Source organism: Aquidulcibacter sp., from assembly GCF_020253525.1.
Taxonomy (GTDB): domain Bacteria; phylum Pseudomonadota; class Alphaproteobacteria; order Caulobacterales; family Aquidulcibacteraceae; genus Aquidulcibacter.
Window position 1 is genome coordinate 1 of sequence record NZ_JADCBK010000050.1, and the last position, 19,093, is coordinate 19,093.

General features: G+C 55.6%; 27 protein-coding genes and 1 tRNA gene. 11 read left to right on the plus strand and 17 right to left on the minus strand.

The window, feature by feature from the left end; translation table 11 throughout:
* Positions 1–787: tetratricopeptide repeat protein (locus tag IOB61_RS06600; RefSeq protein WP_290813990.1), on the plus strand; the 787-nt coding region annotated here is incomplete at its 5' end.
* A 53-nt stretch (positions 788–840) separates the two neighbouring features.
* Positions 841–1,689, plus strand: a complete 849-nt coding sequence (locus tag IOB61_RS06605) for a DsbA family protein (RefSeq protein ID WP_290813993.1) — start codon at positions 841–843, stop codon at positions 1,687–1,689.
* Here IOB61_RS06605 and IOB61_RS06610 read toward each other — a convergent pair.
* Both IOB61_RS06610 and IOB61_RS06615 read right to left on the minus strand, forming a co-directional pair.
* Complete coding sequence (locus IOB61_RS06610) at positions 1,686–1,883, minus strand: hypothetical protein (RefSeq protein ID WP_290813996.1); 198 nt, start codon at positions 1,881–1,883, stop codon at positions 1,686–1,688. The two genes, IOB61_RS06605 and IOB61_RS06610, sit on opposite strands and share 4 nt — an antisense overlap.
* A gap of 162 nt (positions 1,884–2,045) precedes the next feature.
* Positions 2,046–2,130: transfer RNA gene (locus tag IOB61_RS06615), tRNA-Leu, on the minus strand.
* Between the two features lie 153 nt (positions 2,131–2,283).
* On the opposite strand from IOB61_RS06615, the gene IOB61_RS06620 reads away from it, so the two are divergent.
* The 3 genes from IOB61_RS06620 (at position 2,284) to IOB61_RS06630 (ending at position 4,121) form a co-directional block, all read left to right on the plus strand.
* A complete protein-coding gene (locus IOB61_RS06620; RefSeq protein WP_290813999.1) occupies positions 2,284–2,952 on the plus strand; it encodes an exopolysaccharide biosynthesis protein in 669 nt (222 codons plus the stop codon).
* Between the two features lie 61 nt (positions 2,953–3,013).
* On the plus strand, positions 3,014–3,550 hold the full coding sequence (locus IOB61_RS06625) for a disulfide bond formation protein B (RefSeq protein WP_290814002.1): 537 nt from the start codon (positions 3,014–3,016) through the stop codon (positions 3,548–3,550).
* Positions 3,543–4,121 carry a demethoxyubiquinone hydroxylase family protein gene (locus IOB61_RS06630; RefSeq protein WP_290814005.1) on the plus strand — a complete coding sequence of 193 codons (579 nt, stop codon included), beginning with the start codon at positions 3,543–3,545 and terminating at the stop codon, positions 4,119–4,121. The genes IOB61_RS06625 and IOB61_RS06630 overlap by 8 nt, the downstream gene beginning before the upstream one ends.
* 7 nt (positions 4,122–4,128) lie before the next feature.
* Here IOB61_RS06630 and IOB61_RS06635 read toward each other — a convergent pair whose 3' ends face one another.
* Both IOB61_RS06635 and IOB61_RS06640 read right to left on the minus strand, forming a co-directional pair.
* Entirely contained in the window at positions 4,129–5,172 is a 1,044-nt protein-coding gene (locus IOB61_RS06635; RefSeq protein ID WP_290814008.1) for a 5-bromo-4-chloroindolyl phosphate hydrolysis family protein, read from the minus strand.
* A gap of 127 nt (positions 5,173–5,299) precedes the next feature.
* Positions 5,300–5,899, minus strand: a complete 600-nt coding sequence (locus tag IOB61_RS06640; RefSeq protein ID WP_290814011.1) for an HNH endonuclease — start codon at positions 5,897–5,899, stop codon at positions 5,300–5,302.
* 193 nt (positions 5,900–6,092) lie between these two features.
* Here IOB61_RS06640 and IOB61_RS06645 point away from each other — a divergent pair, with 193 nt between their 5' ends.
* Positions 6,093–6,746 (plus strand): Pr6Pr family membrane protein, encoded by a 654-nt coding sequence (locus IOB61_RS06645; protein ID WP_290814014.1) that lies wholly within the window; start codon positions 6,093–6,095, stop codon positions 6,744–6,746.
* Here IOB61_RS06645 and IOB61_RS06650 read toward each other — a convergent pair.
* Positions 6,733–7,383 (minus strand): prolyl oligopeptidase family serine peptidase, encoded by a 651-nt coding sequence (locus IOB61_RS06650; protein ID WP_290814017.1) that lies wholly within the window; start codon positions 7,381–7,383, stop codon positions 6,733–6,735. The two genes, IOB61_RS06645 and IOB61_RS06650, sit on opposite strands and share 14 nt — an antisense overlap.
* 58 nt (positions 7,384–7,441) lie before the next feature.
* Between IOB61_RS06650 and gluQRS the strand changes: the two genes are divergently transcribed.
* From gluQRS to IOB61_RS06665, 3 genes are all read left to right on the plus strand, one after another.
* A complete protein-coding gene (gene gluQRS, locus IOB61_RS06655; RefSeq protein WP_290814020.1) occupies positions 7,442–8,266 on the plus strand; it encodes a tRNA glutamyl-Q(34) synthetase GluQRS in 825 nt (274 codons plus the stop codon).
* A gap of 10 nt (positions 8,267–8,276) precedes the next feature.
* Positions 8,277–9,176, plus strand: a complete 900-nt coding sequence (locus IOB61_RS06660; RefSeq protein ID WP_290814023.1) for a DMT family transporter — start codon at positions 8,277–8,279, stop codon at positions 9,174–9,176.
* A 62-nt stretch (positions 9,177–9,238) separates the two neighbouring features.
* On the plus strand, positions 9,239–9,850 hold the full coding sequence (locus IOB61_RS06665) for an HD domain-containing protein (RefSeq protein WP_290814027.1): 612 nt from the start codon (positions 9,239–9,241) through the stop codon (positions 9,848–9,850).
* Between the two features lie 11 nt (positions 9,851–9,861).
* Here the strand turns inward: IOB61_RS06665 and IOB61_RS06670 are convergent, their stop codons facing one another.
* The 10 genes from IOB61_RS06670 to sufC all read right to left on the minus strand — a co-directional run bounded on the left by IOB61_RS06670 (position 9,862) and on the right by sufC (position 17,273).
* Complete coding sequence (locus IOB61_RS06670) at positions 9,862–10,563, minus strand: TPM domain-containing protein (protein ID WP_290814030.1); 702 nt, start codon at positions 10,561–10,563, stop codon at positions 9,862–9,864.
* Positions 10,564–10,574: 11 nt separating this feature from the next.
* Positions 10,575–11,456: a TPM domain-containing protein gene (locus IOB61_RS06675; RefSeq protein WP_290814033.1), complete on the minus strand. Its 882-nt coding sequence runs from the start codon at positions 11,454–11,456 to the stop codon at positions 10,575–10,577.
* Between the two features lie 4 nt (positions 11,457–11,460).
* Positions 11,461–12,057, minus strand: coding sequence for a LemA family protein (locus IOB61_RS06680; protein WP_290814036.1), 597 nt, complete (start codon positions 12,055–12,057; stop codon positions 11,461–11,463).
* A gap of 117 nt (positions 12,058–12,174) precedes the next feature.
* Positions 12,175–12,918, minus strand: a complete 744-nt coding sequence (locus IOB61_RS06685; RefSeq protein WP_290814039.1) for a GNAT family N-acetyltransferase — start codon at positions 12,916–12,918, stop codon at positions 12,175–12,177.
* A gap of 11 nt (positions 12,919–12,929) precedes the next feature.
* Positions 12,930–13,286 carry a TfoX/Sxy family protein gene (locus IOB61_RS06690; protein WP_290814042.1) on the minus strand — a complete coding sequence of 119 codons (357 nt, stop codon included), beginning with the start codon at positions 13,284–13,286 and terminating at the stop codon, positions 12,930–12,932.
* Between the two features lie 2 nt (positions 13,287–13,288).
* Complete coding sequence (locus IOB61_RS06695) at positions 13,289–13,678, minus strand: iron-sulfur cluster assembly accessory protein (protein ID WP_290814045.1); 390 nt, start codon at positions 13,676–13,678, stop codon at positions 13,289–13,291.
* Between the two features lie 9 nt (positions 13,679–13,687).
* A complete protein-coding gene (locus IOB61_RS06700; RefSeq protein WP_290814049.1) occupies positions 13,688–14,092 on the minus strand; it encodes a DUF59 domain-containing protein in 405 nt (134 codons plus the stop codon).
* A gap of 9 nt (positions 14,093–14,101) precedes the next feature.
* Positions 14,102–15,346: an aminotransferase class V-fold PLP-dependent enzyme gene (locus tag IOB61_RS06705; RefSeq protein ID WP_290814052.1), complete on the minus strand. Its 1,245-nt coding sequence runs from the start codon at positions 15,344–15,346 to the stop codon at positions 14,102–14,104.
* Positions 15,343–16,527: a Fe-S cluster assembly protein SufD gene (gene sufD / locus IOB61_RS06710; RefSeq protein WP_290814055.1), complete on the minus strand. Its 1,185-nt coding sequence runs from the start codon at positions 16,525–16,527 to the stop codon at positions 15,343–15,345. The genes IOB61_RS06705 and sufD overlap by 4 nt, the downstream gene beginning before the upstream one ends.
* Positions 16,527–17,273 carry a Fe-S cluster assembly ATPase SufC gene (gene sufC / locus IOB61_RS06715; RefSeq protein ID WP_290814058.1) on the minus strand — a complete coding sequence of 249 codons (747 nt, stop codon included), beginning with the start codon at positions 17,271–17,273 and terminating at the stop codon, positions 16,527–16,529. Before sufC ends, sufD begins: the two co-directional genes overlap by 1 nt.
* Before the next feature lie 131 nt (positions 17,274–17,404).
* On the opposite strand from sufC, the gene IOB61_RS06720 reads away from it, so the two are divergent.
* Positions 17,405–17,725: a type II toxin-antitoxin system Phd/YefM family antitoxin gene (locus IOB61_RS06720; protein WP_290814061.1), complete on the plus strand. Its 321-nt coding sequence runs from the start codon at positions 17,405–17,407 to the stop codon at positions 17,723–17,725.
* Positions 17,726–17,727: 2 nt separating this feature from the next.
* A complete protein-coding gene (locus tag IOB61_RS06725) occupies positions 17,728–18,108 on the plus strand; it encodes a type II toxin-antitoxin system VapC family toxin (RefSeq protein WP_290814064.1) in 381 nt (126 codons plus the stop codon).
* Between the two features lie 5 nt (positions 18,109–18,113).
* On the opposite strand, the gene IOB61_RS06730 is transcribed toward IOB61_RS06725, so the two are convergent.
* Positions 18,114–18,497, minus strand: coding sequence for a VOC family protein (locus IOB61_RS06730; protein WP_290814067.1), 384 nt, complete (start codon positions 18,495–18,497; stop codon positions 18,114–18,116).
* 134 nt (positions 18,498–18,631) lie between these two features.
* The gene (locus IOB61_RS06735) at positions 18,632–18,946 is read right to left on the minus strand and encodes a hypothetical protein (RefSeq protein WP_290814070.1); all 315 of its coding nucleotides are present in this window, start codon (positions 18,944–18,946) and stop codon (positions 18,632–18,634) included.
* Positions 18,947–19,093 lie beyond the last annotated feature (147 nt).

The following is a 19,093-nucleotide window of genomic DNA, read 5'->3' on the forward strand; positions in this document are numbered from 1 at the left end:
CATTGACCGGTTGAAAATGATGCAGGCGAAAATCCAAGCCTTTCTCTACACACCCGCGCGAACCTTTGTGAAATATCCTGCCTCAGATCAGTCGATATATGCACGTTACGCCCGTGCGGTGGCCGCCTTCCGCGCACCCGATATGACAACGGCAGTGCGAGAGACCCAAAAACTCATCGCAGAACAACCTGAAAACCCCTTCTTTTACGAGCTTTTGGGGCAAATCTATTATGAAAATGGCAAGGCTGAAGAGTCGATTGAGCCAAACCGGCGCGCGGTTGCTTTGGCCCCAAATGAGTCCTTGTTGTTGATTGGTCTTGCCCGCTCGCTTCTGGCGACTGAGCGGCCGGAACTACGGGCAGAAGCCGAAGCCCGCTTGCGCTCAGCCTTGCGTCTTGAACCAACAAACGCTTTCGCGTGGAACCAATTGGCAGTCGTGGCGGACCGAAATGGGCAAGTGGGCCTTGCCCGCCTAGCCACCGCGGAAGAAGCCTATAACCTCGGTGATATGCTGCGGGCGCACCGTTTCTCAGACCTTGCGATGCGCAATTTGGTGCGTGCAACGCCGGAATGGCGGCGGGCCTTTGATATTTCGACAATCACTTTGCCCATGGTTACCAAAGCAGGTCGGCGGGGCAATGATCCTCGTCCCCTAACGCTTCTGCCTGAAGCACCTTTGGCGTCCAAAGTGGCTACCTCTGAGACGAAGCCTGAACTTTTGCGGGTGATTGAACTGGAAGATCAGACTCACGACCATAACCATGCGGCAACGCATGCAAAACATTAAGAGTTAGAGTGTAAAAACACGCTCAAATTCAATCTTGTTTCTTGGAGCCGCAGATGCGCCCTCACACCTTTGTTTCGTTTCTTACCCTGTCTGTTGCGGCCTTTAGTATCGCCAGTTGCACAAAACCAGCTGACAAAGCGGCTGAGAGCGGCGAAGCAAAGGCGACTGCAGCCCAAGTTACGCCCGGCGCAGTCAATTCCGATGTACTGAAAGCGCTGACGGCAGAGCAGCAAGCGGCGGTGCGCGCTCTGATCCGCGACGAACTGGTTGCAAATCCCGAAATTCTACTCGAAGCCCAACGGGCGTTCGAGACCAAGCAAGCTCGCATTCAGAATGAAAAGGTCGCTGCGGCTTTCAAGACCTTGAAGAGCGAGCATGCCCAATTCAGCTTTGGTCCAGCCAATGCCAAAATCACAGTCATCGAGTTCTTCGATTATAAATGTGGCTTTTGCCACGCAGCCCAAGGCTGGGTCGCTAATCTGATGCAAACGCGCAAAGACATACGCGTCATCTTCAAGGAACTGCCAATTCTGTCGGAGAACTCCACCATCGCGGCTAAAGCAGCGATCGCGGCCCATAACCAGGGCAAATATCTGCCGATGCACAATGCGCTGATGACGGCACAAGGCGACCTTAATCCAGAACAAATCTTCCAGATTGCCGCATCAATCGGATTGAATGTGGAGAAGCTGAAAGCTGATATGGAGAAGCCTCAAGTCGAGGCAACCCTAACAGGCATGCGCGAACAGGCCACAAGCCTCAACATTGGTGGCACACCCGGCTTTGTGATCAATGGCAAATTGGTCTCAGGCTTTAATCAAGAAGAGCTTGAAAATGCGCTCGCGACCGCTGGGGTGGACGTTTCCAACCCACCACCTGCGCCGGGCCAAAAGAAGAGCTAGACCCGGATATCAATGCCGCTAATGGCTTTTGCGGCACTGAGCGCAAAGGCATCTTGTGTTTGAACAATGGCTTGCGACAAGGTCGAGAGCGCCCGCTCTTGGCCTGGCGTTTCTTGAACCGCGCGCAGAGCCGCCACCTGTAACTGGGCAGCTTGAGCTTGCATCTTAGCATTCATCAATGACGAAACATCCATCGCGCCCTCCTGTGACGCCCTATCGTCGCAGCAAAGCCTTAGATTTAGCTTGCGGAAATGGGTGGGGTTTTAGTCAAATTGTGCGGAGTTTGCGCGCGCACGGATGGGTTTGCCACGCAATTCACAGGCCCAGAGAAGTCGGCAAACTTGTGGAAAAACCACTGGTGCCCCGGGTCGGACTCGAACCGACACTCCTCTCGGAACTGGATTTTGAGTCCAGCGCGTCTACCAATTCCACCACCGGGGCACGGTTGGGAGGGCAGTTCCTAAACGGGCTTGCCCGTGAATGCAATCGGATTTTCTGCAACTTCCTGCAAGGTAGCGCTGCAAAAGTCAGAGCGCGTGCTGTCCAAGGCTGAGACTCATTGGCAATCGGCGAGGCGCGGCGTATAGACAGCCCATGACATCTGCCCCTGCCCCCGCGTCTGACGCGCAAGAGCCGCCCGCCAGTTTTATCGACGTCATCGTTAGCCTCAAAAAAGTTGCAGGACCTGATGGAGCATCGGTTGGCGATATTGTTGATCAGCTCGACGAACGCGCCTTTGGCCTTTTGATCTTGTTGTTTGCCATTCCTTGTTTGGTGCCGGGATTACCCGGTGCGCAGGTGATTGCCATCCCCATCTTCTTGCTGGCCATACAAATGGCCTTTGGTGCGAAAGAAGTTTGGCTGCCCAAACGCGCCCTAGAAGCACGGGCGAAGTCAGCTTGGATTGAATCGATTGCTGACTTTGCCGATAAGCGCTTGCGCTGGACAACTGTGTTTTCCAAACCGCGTTTCACTTTCTTAGCGCGTGGTTGGGCCGAGCGCTTGGTTGGGGCCATTTGTGCGATTGCCTCAATTACCATCATGCTGCCCATCACCAACACCATCCCATCCCTTGCGATTACCCTGATCGCCGTGGGTCTTTTGCAAACCGATGGACTGTTTACACTTGCGGGAAGCTTGTTGGGTTTGGCTTGGTCAATTTTTTTGGCGGTCATGATTTGGGGCTTATTTGCGGGTGCCGGTTTTGCGGTAACGCTGGTGCAGGAGCACCTGCCTTGGCTTGGCAATATGCTCGGACAATAGGCCGCATGCGTGTCGCGTGCGGCTTGACCTGTTCGACGTCTAAAGATCGGCCTATATCAGGATGATGCGACTGCGCCCCTTCTTCAGCTTCATCTTGGCCCAATGGCCGTGGATCGCTCTGGCCTCCAGCCTGTCTATGTTGGGCATTGCGCATGGCTTTGAGCGTTTTGGCGGCCTCGCCCCTTGTGCGCTTTGTTTGCACCAGCGCGAAGCCTATTGGATCGCGGCAGCTATCGCTGCACTGGCTCTCGTGGCCCGCCGCATGGAAGGGGCAGAGCTATCCAATCGCGCGCTCAACCTCTTATTGACCTTTGCCTTTGTTGGCGGCGCGGTCATTGCGGGCTTTCATATGGGGGTTGAGTATAAGTGGTGGCCCGGTCTGCCTTCGTGTACGGCAGGCACGGGTGGTGCCATCCCAACAGATTTGTTAGGTGCTTTGAACCAGCCCATGCAGGTAAAAGGCTGTGATCAGGCCCCTTGGATATTCCTTGGACTATCCATGGCGGGTTGGAATATGTTGATCTCGCTGAAACTGGCCATCTATTCTGGCTTGAGTGTTTTCTATCCCCGCGGTTTGACGGAGAAATCAAATGTCTGACGCTGCCACTGCCCGCCCGAGCCGCCCCGCTGCACCCGGTCGGCGTTTTGTACAAGATCGCGTCGCCGAGATGCTTCGGGTTGATCATGCCGGCGAATTTGGCGCGACCCGCATTTATGAAGGCCAGCGCGCCGTATTCTCGCGTCTACCTGGCGCGCGCAAGATAGCTGCCCAACTCGCTGAGCAAGAGGCCGATGAAGCCGTGCATAAGGCCGCTTTTGACAAATTGCTTCTTGAGCGCAAAGTCCGCCCGACCCTGTTAGCTCCGATCTGGGGCGCGGCGGGCTTTGGCCTAGGTGTCGTAACGGCGCTCATGGGCGAGAAGGCCGCCCACGCGTGCACTGCAGCCGTCGAGGAAGTGATCGAAGACCATTATCGTGAGCAGATCGAAGAGTTAGGCGATCACGAGCCTGAGCTTTCGGCCATGATCCGCAGGTTCCGCGACGAAGAGATCGCGCACAAGGATCAAGCGATCGCTGAGGGCGCAAAGGAGGCATTTGGCCATCCCGTCTTAGAAGCCGTGATTAAGGCGGGGTGCCGGGTTGCGATTGCCGTCTGCCAAAAGGTCTGAAGCGGCCCTATTGATAGCGCAGGTCAGACTCGATCGACTGGTCCAATAGCTTCAGATCGATATCCAATTCCTTGCCTTCATCAGCTTTGAGCTCCAGCTCGGTCCGCTCAAACAACACTTCGAGCTTCTTCAAAATGGTCTGCGTTCCAGCGATACGTTCCATATCGGGCGCAGGATCAGATTCGATTTTCGCTAAAGCTTCGGCCACTTTGACAGTCTCGGGGCAGTAATAGGTGAAAACCCGCTGGGCGATGGCAAGCTTCTCAGGATTTGCCGCGACCATCATCATCAGCCGGTTGCCAACCGCAACGATACGCGCGACGGAAGCTACAGAATCGGGGTGGCGCAAGCGTGACAGCGTGCCATCCAACGCGCGTAACGCGTTTGCTGCATCGGCCAAAACCTGCTGCACTAATTCTGTACGGCCCTGCGGCATCGCATTTTCACTGACGGTGGGTGTTTCAATCTCAGGACGGCGCGGCACAGGAATAGCTGGCGCGCCGGCCACTTGCTTTGGGGCGCGGTTGAGGAAGAATGAGCCAATCCATGAAATGGCTCCACCAACCATGATACCAAAGCCGATACCGGCAAGTGGATTCAAAACATCGCCAATAACGGCCGCTAGAAAAATGCCCGCCCCGACGGAAGCAACTGTCCAAGCCGCTTTTGTGCGCCCTTGGGCACGGCGTTGTTCGCGCTGGATATCCCGCGCGGCACGAATCTCAAGTTCAAAGCGGCGGCGCGCGTCTTCCATTTTGCGTCTATAGACCTTGCGGTCCTCCTCGTCATCCTCTTCGCGCCATTCGCGTCGCCGTCCCATCTGTTCACTACCCTTTTTGATCTGCGCTTCATGACGCCGGTCGAGAGCTTCATAGGCTTCCCGCATCGCCAGTTCGATAACACTTTGTATAAAACCGATCAAAACGCCAAGTAAGCCGAGCCCAGCCAGCCGACCTTTGCGCAGTAATGGGCCAGCTTCGCGCACACGCCCTATGCCTCGACGCAAGGTTTCGCGGGCAATCGCACTGGTTGGTCCCAATGGGCGCTTCATCGACTTATTCCTTAGCCCCGATTGATTGTGGCCTGACTTCCGACATAGGAGCTTAAAGTCCGTCTCGAAAGGGGCAAATCCCGCTTTATAACCGGGGCAAGATTACAATGATGTTAGGCGCGCTAGATCAGGCCTCCAGCACCACATCCCAATAGAGCCAATCGACCCAGCTTTCGTGCAAATGGTGGGGCGGGAATTTGCGGCCCATAGCCTGCAGCTCATGCATGGTTGGCCTGCGCGGTGGCTTGCGGGGTGTCATGCCTGCTTCGCGTAAGCTGCGACCACCCTTGCGTAAATTGCAGGGGGAGCAGGCTGTGACGATGTTTTCCCACGTTGTCTTCCCACCTTTGGACCGGGGTACAACATGGTCGAACGTCAGATCCTCGGTGGCATGGCAATAAGCGCACTTAAAGCCGTCGCGCAAAAACAAATTGAAGCGGGTGAAGGCTGGCGCGCGATCCTGCTGGACATATTCCTTCAAGGAAATCACGCTGGGCAGCCGCATCTCAAAACTGGGGCTGTGGACGGCTTGATCATATTCGGCCACGACCTCGACCCGGTCCATATAGACCGCTTTGACCGCATCCTGCCACGACCAAACCGACAGAGGATAATAGGATAAAGGCCGATAATCGGCGTTCAGAACCAGAGCCGGAAACCCGGCCAAACTTGATTGGGTTTTTACCGGTTGGTGGGCAGAAGCCAGCTCTAGGTGGTCAATATGCATTTCCGCCTCCCTTTTTCATGGAAGCGAGCTGCTTTGGATCGGCGTGGCCGACGGCGAGACTTGTGTGGTGTGGCCTGTTGAAAACGGCTTCCTCCTGCTCTGCATCGTATCAGTAACCGATTCACTGCAAAGAAAACATGTCATATGCGATATGGATTTGTGTCGATGCAGTTGCTCTGCCAGTGACTGGGCCATGTCGACCCAAAAGCCACTTACAGCCGCCAAACTCAGTGCGGGCCTCTTGTGCCTGTTCACCTGTGCAGCCCTCATGTTGCAATCCTGGATCAGCATTGGTTGGACCATGCGCGATGGCATGGGCGTGGCCGAAAGCCTGTGGCGGCTGACCGGTTACTTCACCATCCTGACCAATGGTTTGATTGCCGTCAGCATGGGCTTGATTGCGACCTCGCCAAAGGGGTCCAAGATTTTCCCGGATCATGCTTTAGCGGCCCTCGCTTTCTACATCACGACCATGGGCCTAGTTTATCACCTGTTGTTAAGCGGGGGACGGAATCTTTCAGGCCTTACTCTCATTGGCGATATGGGCGTGCATTATGCGGTGCCCACCTTGACCTTTGTTTGGTGGCTCTCATTTGCCGACAAGCGCGAAGTGAAGTTTGGCCATGCAGTCATCTGGTTGGCTTGGCCGCTACTCTACACCAGTGCAGCGCTGCTGCGCGGGCGGTTTGAAGATTGGTATCCTTACTTTTTCCTCGATGTCGGCAAATATGGCCTCGAACGGATCGGACTGAATGTACTGGGATTAGGGCTAGGTTTTTTGGTTATGGGGTTCTTATTCGTCGCCCTCGCCAAAGGCCTTCAGCATATGCAGCCTAAGCGCCCTTAAGCACGCGGGCCAAGAATGCACCGCCAAGCTGTAGACCGTCCATCGCGATTGTATGGGCCGCGCGTGGCGAGACGTGTAGGCGCGCATCAAGACCAGCAGCTTTTAGAAATTGCTGTGCCATTTGGCTCGCCACCAGCGGCACCACATCATCCTGATCGCCATGCACCAGTAAGACAGGTGGCTTAGAAGCAATGACTGGATTGCCGACCAAGGCACCAGAATAGCCCAATATCCCGGCATAAGGCTCTTTGGAGGCGAGACCCACTTGTAGAGCCATCATCGTGCCTTGACTGAACCCTACCAAGGCGGTTTGCGCCTTGGTCACCCCAAACTTGGCCATCTCGGCTTCAAGAAAAGCTTCCAGCACAGGGGCCGCATCGCGGGCGCCTTTGGCAAGGTGAACCGGATCCATGCTTTCGATTGGGAACCATTGATACATAGCACCAAAACCTGGCACAAGGCTGGGCGCATTGGGCGAGCTAAACTGCACATGCTGCAATCCCCTTTCCCAATAAGGGGCAAGCGAGATCAAATCATCGCCATTGGAGCCGTAGCCATGCAGCGCCACAACAAGGCCTGTGGGGCTTTGACCAGAGAATGGGGCGCGACGCGGGCCGGTAAGGATCGTGGATGCCATGCTGCATGCTAGCAAAAGCCAATTGCCAAAGACAGCCACCCCACGGCATAGATCACGCATGTTTGCCACCCGCTTCGCTCCCTCGCCGACTGGCTATCTCCATCTCGGTCACGCCTTTTCAGCTTGGACAGCCTTTGATGCGGCTCAAGCGGTGCAAGGTCGGTTCATTCTGCGGATCGAGGATACGGATCTAACCCGATGTCGGCCTGAGTTTGAGGCAGCTATTTATGAAGATTTGGCGTGGCTGGGCCTCACATGGGAAAGCCCCGTTCGGCGTCAAAGCGATCATATGGCCGATTATGAAGCCGCTTTAGAGCGCTTGAAGGGGCTGGGGGTCCTCTATCGTTGCTTTAAGACGCGCAAAGAATTGATGGAGGCGATTGCTTCGGCCCCGCATAGCTTTTCTGGGCCAGAGCCTGTTTCGCCCTTGCCAGAAGATGAAGAGGCGCAACTTCTTCGATCCGGTAAGCCCTATGCTTGGCGACTATCCTTGGCACGAAGCGCAGACATATTGGGCGCGCATTGGGACAGCCTTGGCTTTGAGGCCAATGGCCACTGGGTCAAGGCCCATCCAGCGCAATTGGGCGATATTGTTCTGGCACGGAAGGAGTTTCCCTCCAGCTATCATTTAGCAAGCGTTCTTGATGACGCACACCAAGGCATCACCCATGTGATCCGCGGCGAAGATTTGGCTGAAGCCGCCCATATCCATGTGGTACTACAAAAGCTTCTAGGCCTGCCAACCCCAATCTACCAGCATCACCGCCTGATCTTGGATGCAGACGGCAAGCGCTTTGCCAAGCGTAATCAGTCCGTCACATTGCGCAGCTTGCGCGAAAGCGGCACAAGCCCCGCTGAGATTCGAACAAGCCTAGGCCTTTAGGAACCCGCGCGTGGCCCAAACTGATGCACAAAAGCTGTTTCTAGGCACGGTGGCGCTGGCCGCCGGGGCATCTTGCATAGCGCTTGCCCCGATTATGGTGAAGCTCTCACCCTTGGGTCCACAGGCCAGTGCGTTTTGGCGCCTCACTTTTGCCCTGCCACTCTTGGCGCTCTGGGCGCATTTGGAAGCAAAACCCAAGTCCGATGACGGTAAGCCTGTTGCACTTCCCATTGGCCTTTTGGCACTGGCTGGGCTTTTGTTTGCAGGTGATCTTGCCACTTGGCACGCAGGGATCGTGCGGACGAGTGCTGCCAACGCTACCTTCTTGTCGAACCTTACCCCGATTGTGGTTGTCGCCGTCACCTGGCTGACAACACGGGCACTTCCAACCAATGCCTATTGGGTGGCGGTGGTGATCGCCCTTGTTGGCTCGCTCCTGCTGTCGGGCGGTGCGCCTGCGACCAATCCAGACCGCTTGGTAGGTGATGGCTTATCGGCACTGACGTCGCTTTGGTACGGGCTTTACCTCATCACCATCGCCCGCATGCGCAACCAATGGGGCGCGGGCACGATCATGTTCTTCTCATCTGCCTTTGCCATGCTGTGTTGCTTGGCAGTGACCATCCTGTCGGGCGAACCCCTCTTGCCGCCTGCGACCGGGCAATCCTTTATCGCGCAATGGTGGCCACTGTTGGTTTTAGGCGTGATGGCGCAAGTGGCCGGGCAAGGCCTCCTAGCGGTGGGTTTTGGCATGGTGCCGACCCATATCGCCTCCGTTCTAATCTTGCTGCAACCCGTACTTGTAGGCTTCCTCGGCTGGGCTTGGCTGCATGAAAGCCTGACCCCGGTGCAGATGCTGGGCGGGGCCTTGGTCTTAGTCGGCGTGTGGCTCGCAAGACGGGCAGGCTAATCCCCCTTGCCTAAAAGCCAAAAGAAGGTGAACCTGCCCGAAACACTTGGGGAGGCACCATTATGGCAGACGGCCATCACTCTGATCTTCATCAAGACCAAGCACAGTTTAAGTCTATGATGGAGGGCACGCAGGAAGATTGGGCCATTATTGCAGGCCATTCCAAGGCCTTCAACAAGGGCTTGGCCGACCGAGTTCTGGCACATCTGAGGCTATTGGATGGCGATTATGGCGGCTTCCCGATTGATCGGCTGACCCATTCCTTACAATCGGCCACTTTGGCCCATCGTGATGGCATGGATGAAGAATATGTCGTCTGTGCGCTCCTCCATGATATTGGCGATACATTGGGAAGCTATAATCACCCCGATATTGCCGCTGCCATTCTCAAACCCTTCGTGAGTGAGGCCAATCATTGGATGGTCGCCAATCACGGCATTTTCCAAGGCTATTATTTCTTCCATCATCTGGGCCTCGACCGCGACATGCGCGAAGCTTACCGTGACCATCCCTATTTTGAGCACACGGCGCGCTTCTGCCATCGCCATGACCAAAATGCCTTTGATCCGGCCTATGAAACCATGCCGCTAGAGGCTTTCGAACCCATGGTTCAACGCTTGTTTGCCGCCCCGAAAAATTCTATTTATTTGAAAGCGTTAGCGGAAAAAACTTAGAAAGCCGAGCCTCAAATAATGATGACTTTATTGGGCAATTCGTCCACATCGTCATCCTGACGGGGGAAATGTTCCGCCAAAATCGTTGCGCTGTCCTCAATGGCCAATATGATGCCATGGGCCAGTTTTTTGTCGCGCGCGGCCGTGACGAGTTTGCCAATGACTTCGCGCCAGACCGTGCGGGACACTTTGGTGTAGATCCCAGCATCCGCAATGATTTCTGCCTTGTGCTCGGCGAGGCTGACAAAGATCAAAACCCCGGTCTTTCCAGTGGTTTGGTGCAGGCCATGGGCCAAGAATTGATCGCGAGCTGCACGATGAACTTGTTGGCGCTGGATCCAGGCTGGTGTCAGTTTGGCCGCTATACCTGGTTGCAGGTCAAGGGCAGAGACCAGCATGAACAAGATCGCCTGTAAGGCCAGAATGAGGACCATGCCGGTTGCTGCCTCATCTGCTGGGGTTGCACCAAAACCGATATTCCAGCCCCCAGCCTGCCAGTGCGTAAAAACACTGCCGAGCGTCAACGGGTTCAAGCCAAATGCCATCAAGATCAAGGGCACAAGAATAGCGACCAGGGCCCCATAAAAGAGCATGATCCAGCGATAATCAGCAGTGCGCGCAGAGACGACAACAAAAATCTCGCCCGATGTCTTGGCCTCAGCGGCTTCAATGGCTTGGCCGATTGCCGCCTTATCCTCTGCCGATAAATGCATGTGCGCGTGCTTCACCATGAGCCCGATGCTCCGCCACCACCAAAGCTGCCGCCGCCGCCAGAAAAGCCGCCACCGCCGCCAAAACCGCCACCGCCAAAACCGCCACCGCCAAAGCCGCCGCCAAAGCCGCCTCCACCACGCCGGTCATCGTCGTCATCCCAATCATGCAAGATAATCGGACCACTTCCCCAATGAGAATGACGCCGGAAGCGTGTCCGCTGGGAATTAGCAATCATGACCCAGATCCAGAAAATCAAAAAGGCCAGGACAATCATCACAGCGATTGGATCGCCACCGGTCTCTCTGGCTTCTTCCTTTAATCCTCGGGCTGCACGGGCCTGCAACTCGGCTGGATCGGTGGTCAAAATCTGCTCAATCGCTGCTGCCCCGGCAACAATGCCGCCCGGCATATCGCCTGCCTTAAAGGCCGGCACAATGGTGTTTCGGATGATTTCGCTCGTATAATAGTCCGTCAAAATGCCTTCGAGGCCATAGCCGACCTCGATCCGCACTTTGCGCTCTGTGGGCGCGACCAAGAGGATGACGCCGTTGTTCAGCCGTTCTCCTTGGCCGATTTGCCAAGCCCGACCTAATCTGTAGCCAAATTCCTCAAGTTCAAAACCCTGCAAGCTTGGGACAGTCACCACGACTAATTGATCGGACGACTTGGCTTCCAGCGCTTCCAATTGCGCGATGAGTTCGCCCTCGGTTTCTTCGGGAATGATGTTGGCGTCATCCACAACCCGTCCAGTCAGGACCGGGAACTTGGGGTCGGCAGCCCAAACAGGACTTGCCATCCAGCATGCCACCATCAAGGCCAGGCCCAAGAGAGCAGCTAGCCCGATACGGTGGAAACGGCTCGGTGAAGGCCGCAGCAAGGCGGGCTTGGTCACGCGCTTAGAACTTCACTTCCGGCGGCTTTTCAGAGCCTGCCGTCGCTTGGAACAATTGCATGGGCTGCGAGGACGAGAACGCTGTCTTTGCCCAAATCACACTCGGGAACGTCCGCAAGGTCGTGTTATAGGTCTGGACTGCCGCATTATAGTCGCGGCGCGCAATCGCGATGCGGTTCTCCGTGCCTTCAAGTTGGGATTGCAGCGCTTTAAAGCCTTCTAAGGAACGCAGCTCAGGATAGGCTTCTACGGTCTGGCGGAAGTTGACGAGCGCGGTTGAAAGTTGAGCTTGAGCCGCTTGAAACTCTTGGAATTTTTGTGGGTCGGTGATGGTGGATGCATCAAACTTCGGCTGGGTGGCCGAGGCGCGCGCTTCGGTCACAGCCGTCAAGACAGACCTTTCCTGCGCAGCAGCACCTTGAACGGTTGCCACCAGATTGGGCACGAGGTCCGCACGGCGCTGGTATTGGGTCTGAACCTCGGCCCAAGCGGCTTTGGCAGCCTCTTCTTGGGTTGGAATGGTATTATAGCCACATCCTGAAACCGATGTTGCTGCAACGCCAACCAATGCCAAAGCAGCAAAACGCGTGTTCAAAGCCATTTAAGCCTCCATACAGTCTTTGTGTCGCTATATGCGCGCACCAAAGGACGCCCATATGTTAGGTGTGGCAAGGGGTAGCGCAAGGTGGCGCATGTTAAAATCGAAAGCGCGGCGACTTTAAGCCTCTAGGCGCACGGTCTGATAGCTATAGGCGGTGGCAAAGCCTTCTGTCTCATAGAGATGTAGGGCTGCGGCATTATTGGTTTCAACTTGCAGCCAGAATTGCCGATATCCAGCCTCATAAGCCTGCCCCATAATTGCCCGCAGAACCGAGCGCGCAAGGCCCTGATTACGATAATGGGCTTGGGTACGCATGGCTGCAATGCCTGCGCTGTCGCCGGCAAAGGTGCACAGGCCCGCCGCCGCCAACACCCCATTTTGGCGGATGATCCCAAAGGCAGATGGATTTGGCACGCGGCGCAGAATATCGATACGTTCCTGCCCATCCCCACCTGAATGGCTGGTTTCTTCGACGATTTGGATAAAGTCGTCTGTGACCTGCGGGCTGATTTCGACGGGATGGTCGGGGGCAGCAATTTGGCCGTCAAACAGCATCACAGCAACATCGCTAACGGCGCGATAGCCGCGTCGGGCCAGTCTATCATATAGGTCCAACGGGTCAGTGCCGTCAGTTACTAGTTTGAACTGTGGCACCAGGCCCATAGCGTGATAACAGGCCTCAACGGCTTCGATAGAGCCTTCAACATCTTTACCCTGATAGGTCAAAGGCCAACAAGAATTGGTACGCCCAACAAAACCTAAGCCTGAGAAGACCAGCCAGCCATCAATCTGATCCTCGCGCGCAGCGGGCCAGCCTCTAGCTGTGGCCTGTTCGATGTGGTGGATAGCGGTTAGGTCCATTCTGCCCATGTCTATCTTTGTGCGCGGGCTGCTGCTTCGACGCCCAGCTTGGCCCAGGCCAAAGCTTCATCTGCATCGTCAAAGGCTGTTTCGGGCATCGCCCGATAGGATAAGGTCATGATCTCGCCTTCCCCCTTGTCATAATGAAAGGGTGGGCAATCATGGGCGTCAAATTTCGGATTATTGATACGATCAGCCTTCAGATAGATTTCATGATCGGCCAAGAGCGCAAACATGCGGCCATCATAATAGACGCCCGCGCCGCCAAACATCTTGCGCACCCGAATATCCCCCAAGCCTGCGAACAAATCTTGGGCCGTCGCAATCAACGCATCTAATTCCGGATTGGCTTTCGCCTTCTTAGCCAAAATCAGGCCTCAGATGTAGCAGGCACAATGGTTACGCTCTCGCCACATCCGCAAGCATCGGTTTCATTGGGGTTTTTGAAAACAAATTTCGAATGAAGCTTCGTTGTTTCCACATCGACAACAGAGCCGATCAGAAACAAAATAGCATTGGACGCCACAAGGATTTTAACCCCCTTATCTTCCACCACTTCGTCTAAGGGATCGGGCGCATCGGCATAGGCCATCACATATTCCATCCCCGCACAGCCGCCATTTTTAATGCCGACGCGCAGATAAGGCTTTTCAGATTTGGCCATGACATCGCGCACGCGCTCAGCAGCAGCATCAGTCAGGCTCACCACTTGCGGGCGGGGGCGACGGGTTCGGGTTGGGACGAGGTCTGGCGAATTCATGCGTGCCACCTATAACATATTCAAAGCCAAACGGGCTTCATCGCTCATGCGCGCTTGGGTCCAGGGCGGGTCAAAGGTCACAATGGCCTTGGCCGAATTGATCCCATTCACCGTCTTGGCCGCATCTTCTACCATAATTGGGAGTTCCCCGGCCACAGGGCAAGCAGGGGCGGTGAGCGTCATGTCGATATCGACATGGCCGCCGGCCTTGAGGTCAACCTTATAGATCAGGCCCAATTCATAGACATCAACCGGGATTTCTGGATCATAGACGGTCTTGAACGCTTCGATCAGATCGTCCGTCAAACGGGCAATCTCCTCGGGCGGCAGGTCGGTAGGCTCCCGATCGGGCTGGACGATGGGAGGGCTGGATACATCCAGCATATCTCTTTGGGTGGTGGTTTCATCGCTCATGGGTGGCCCTCACAGCAAAAAATCGCGCGCTTTTGCAAGCGCTTCGATAAAGGTGTCGACATCTTCGAAACTGGTATAGGCGGCAAAGCTCGCCCGTGCGGTAGCGGTCACGCCCAAAGCCTTCATCAATGGTTGGGCACAATGGTGGCCTGCCCGAACCGCGACGCCATAGCGGTCGAGAACTTGGGCCACATCATGGGGGTGGGCCCCATCAATATTGAACGCAATGATACCGCCCTTGCCCGGCGCGGTGCCATAAAGGCTAATCCCATTGATACCACGCAGGGATTTCATGGCATGATCGAGCAGGGCCTGTTCATGGGCGTGCATGGCCGTTTGATCTTGCGCCATCATCCAATCAACAGCGGCACCGAGGCCTACCGCTTCAGTAATGGCGGGGGTGCCCGCTTCAAACCGGAAGGGCGGCACATTATAGGTAATCAGCTCTTTGGAGACGATCTCAATCATCTCGCCACCACCTTGCCAAGGCGGCAGCCGGTTCAGCGCTTCTGGGGTGCCGTGGAGAACGCCAATCCCTGTCGGTCCATAGATTTTGTGGGCTGAAAAAACATAGAAATCAGCCCCTATGGCTTGCACATCAACCTTTTGGTGCACCACACCCTGACAGCCGTCGATCAGGACTTGCGCGCCAACTTGATGGCCGAGAGCCACGATGTTCGCTACATCCTGCACACAGCCCAACACATTCGACATATGGCTGATTGCCACCATTTTGGTGCGTGGACCGATGAGGGCGGCCAGCGAGTCCTTATCAAGTGCGCCTTGTGGCGTGATGGACGCCCATTTCAAGATAGCGCCAGAGCGCTGCGCCGCCATGTGCCACGGCACGATATTGGCGTGATGCTCCATCTCAGAGATGACGATCTCATCGCCGGGTTTAAGGCTTTGGCTAATCCCTGCGGCCACCAGATTGATGGCTTCAGTCGCGCTCTTGGTAAAGACAATCTCATCCGCACTTCCGGCATGGATGAAGCGCGCAACCTTGGCCCGCGCGTCTTCGAACGCTTGGGTGGCTTCATTGGCTAAGGTGTGTAGGCCCCGGTGCACATTGGCGTAAGACGTACGCTGGAAGTCCGCCATAGCGGAGATGACGCTTTCCGGCTTTTGTGCGCTGGCGGCACTATCGAGATAGACCAAGGGCTTGCCGTGGATCTGCCGCGTCAAGATCGGGAAGTCCGCGCGGACTTTGGCGACATCAAAGGCGACAGATTGGGTTGGGGTTTGGGCGTTCATGATGCACGTCCCTCCAACCATGTCCGCGCCAAACCTGAAAACCAGGCACGCACGCCTTCGTGGTCGATGGCATCAAATACATCCGTCACAAAAGCCTCGACCAACAGGGCTTTAGCCTGTGCCTCGGGTATGCCGCGCTGACGCATATAAAACAGGGCCTGATCATCCAGCGCACCAATCGTATTGCCATGGGCGCATTGGACATCATCGGCGTAAATCTCAAGCTCTGGCTTGGCGTCGATTTCCGCCCCCTCGCTTAACATCAGGGCATGGTGATTTTGCCGCGCATCGGTTTGTTGAGCGGCGCGTTCAACCAGGATCTTGCCTTGGAAGACGCCGCGCGCCTTGTCTTGCACAGCCCCTTTGAACAATTCCCGCGTCTGCCCATGGGGACTGGCGTGGACGACCTTCGTGGTCATATCGGCATGGGCATTGCCGGAGAGCAAATAGGCGCCATGAATCAGACAGCTTGCCCCCGCCCCTGCTAACGCCACATAGGTCTCAGCGCGGGCAAGCTTGCCGCCAAACATCAGCGAAATCGCGTGATAGCGCCCTTTTTCTGCGACCGTAACAATGGCTTGTGTCAAATCAATCGCGCCCAGCTTGCCATCCTGCAAGCTATAGCGAACCAATTCCGCATCAGTGCCAACCTCAATTTCCAAGAGGCCTGTTGATAGACCAGCCGTCGCGAGCGCCGTATCTACCAAGTTCAACCGCGTGCCTGCTTCCAACTCGACGCGAACGCGCATCGGCGCCCCTGGATGGCGGCGCAAGACGACGGGGCGACTTTGGCTTGCCGTCACGCGCAAAACCACGGCGCGGGGTGCAAAGCCAGCTGCTAGCGACGCCAGAGGGCCTGCCCCCTCGATCGGCAAACTGTCTTCGGTCTCAATAATCAGGCCCTGATCTTTTTCCCCCTCAAGCCCAAAGCCATCAGGGGCAAAATCCAACACCAAAGCGTCTTGCAGGCAATCTGGGATCAGGCCCGCCGATCCATCCGCCTGGGGCTTACCCTCAGAAAGGGCAGCGCGAACATCGGTCCATTTAAACGTTTCCACTCGGCGAGTAGGTAAGCCCAGCTCGGTAATTTGCGCGCGTGCAGCCTGCCCGGCCTCTGTCGGCGGGAAGGCTTCTAAGAGCGCGGTTTCACCGGATGAAAGCTTCAATTCCGCTAAGGCCATTAAGCGGCATCCTTATAACGGTCATAGCCATCGGCTTCGAGGGCGAGCGCCAATTCAGGCCCACCACTATCGACGATGCGGCCACCAGCCAAAACATGCACGCGGTCTGGCTTAATATGGTCCAACAAGCGCTGATAATGGGTGATAACCAGCATGCCCTTATCTGGGCCACGCAGGGCGTTCACACCTTCAGACACCACTTTAAGCGCGTCAATATCAAGGCCAGAATCCGTCTCGTCCAAGATCATGAAACGAGGGTCCAAAAGCGCCATTTGATAGATTTCCATCCGCTTCTTTTCACCGCCCGAGAAGCCGACATTCAAAGGCCGCTTCATCATGTCGGGCGTGACGCCCAATTTCTTGGCAACATCGCGCGACAATTTCATAAAATCCGGCACGCTAACTTCGCCCTCGCCACGCGCTTTTCGTTGGGCATTGAGCGCTGTGCGCAAAAAGGTCAGGGTCGGCACGCCGGGGATTTCGAGCGGATATTGAAACGACAGGAACAACCCCTTGGCTGCGCGCTCTTCAGGAGCAAGCTCCAACAAATCCTCACCATTGAGGGTTGCTGTGCCACCCACGACTGCATAGCCGTCACGCCCCGTCAGCGCATAAGATAAGGTCGATTTGCCCGCCCCATTGGGGCCCATGATCGCGTGCACTTCGCCAGCAGGCACAGCAAGCGTGAGCCCTTTAATGATCGCTGTGCCGCCGACTTCGACGTGTAGATTGTTGATATTCAACATGAGAGGGTCTTTCTAGTGGGAGGATTTTCGTGGTTTGATTTGCTGATTGACTGGGTCATTGTGCGGTTCCAGCAAAGCGAAGTTGGACCAAGTTAATTGACCATGCAGCCGATTTTTGGTACAATTTGCGCATGAAAACCGTAATGAATGTGGCTGAAGCGAAGGCCAAACTATCAGAACTGATTGAGCGGGCAGAACGCGGAGAAGCGGTATTCATTGCCCGCAAAGGGAAAGAGGCGGTAAGGCTGCTTGCCGCCAATGGGCCAGACTTGGTCAAGCCAAGTCGAGCCAATCTTTTCGGCAAGCTCGCCCATCTAGGGCCCATCCCAGAAGACGCCTTATTACCCGAGCCATTTGACGCTTGGTCTAGCGAGCAAGCACTTGCGGGCTTTGAACCTGCCAAACAGCTTGGCGTGGCCGAACCTTCCAAGACGTTTGATTCCAAAGGCTGAGCGTGGCTTATCTGCTCGATACCAATACGATCTTGTTTGGACTGTTGACGCCAGACAAGATCAAACCTTCTATTCGCGCTTTGCTCAATGATCCAGCAAACAGGGTTTGCGCGAGCGTTGCCAGCATCTACGAGATCAATTTCAAAGTGGCGATTGGCAAGCTCTGGCTGCCTGACGATTTCGACATAACAGCCCATTTGATCCAAGCCGACATCGAATTGCTCTCGATCAATCCATTTCACGCTGCTGCCGCCAGTCGTTTGCCTTTGATCAATCGCGATCCTTGGGATCGATTGATTGCCGCCCAAGCGCTTAATGAACGACTGACCTTGATTAGCGCGGACCAAGCGATCCAAGCCCTTGGCGTCAAAACCCTTTGGTGAAGATGCTAACATGACGCCGCCTCCCCAATTGGCTTGAGGATCTCGATCCGATTGCCGAATGGATCATAGAGGAAGGCACGTATATGGCCGGGCAGTTCGTCGTCGTGTTTGACCCTAAAGCCGCGCGCTTGTGCTTGGTTGGCAAGGCCCGCCACATCCGCGACGCGAAAGGCAACATGGGCCTTGTCATTGGCGCGGAAATCTTGCTCCACCCCCAAATGGACCTTGACGCCGCCCGACTGGTACCAAGCCCCACCGCGAGCAGCCATGGAAGCAGGCTTTGGCACTTCGGTTAGCCCCAAGAGATCGGCATAAAACGCACGCGCGACCATTTCGCCACCCACGGGGATGGCGATTTGTACATGGTCGATGGCGGCGATGGTGGTCATTTAGTCTTTCGGTTCCTGTCGTGTGTCTCTGAGGTTGGTGATAAGGATGAAATTGCCTAGGTCTTGATAGGTGATGCGCCGATGCCATTTTGGCAGACTGAAAACACGCACCCCTTCTGTGGTAGTTGGTCGGCCTAAGCCGGGATAGAGCGACAAGATGGCAATGGATTTTTGCACGTCGCGCTCAAATCGATCCGCAGCTTCTTTAATTCAGCCATGACCTCCTCATGCGTTGACGTGCGTCCATGTGTGAAATCGTCGAGGCCCCGCGCAACACCGGCGAGTTCCTCGGGTATCAAATCGACAGGGTCATTTTTGGTGTCATCGGTAAGTAAGAAGTGAGCGACTGCGTCTTGCAAAACTTGCTCGAGCGATACTCTCCAAAGAGCAGCTTTGGCACGCAGAATAGAGGCTTGATCGTCTGGCAGTTCAAACGTGATTTCGGTCATATCGTTACCTCATCTTGCTCTTTTGGCTTTTGCAAATGGCGAACCAGTTTACTCAGGCCTAACATGCCTGCCAGCAAGCAAACCGCGAAAAACATACCCAGCCAAACGCCTGGCATCTGTTGTCCATTTAACGGCCAGTTTAAATCG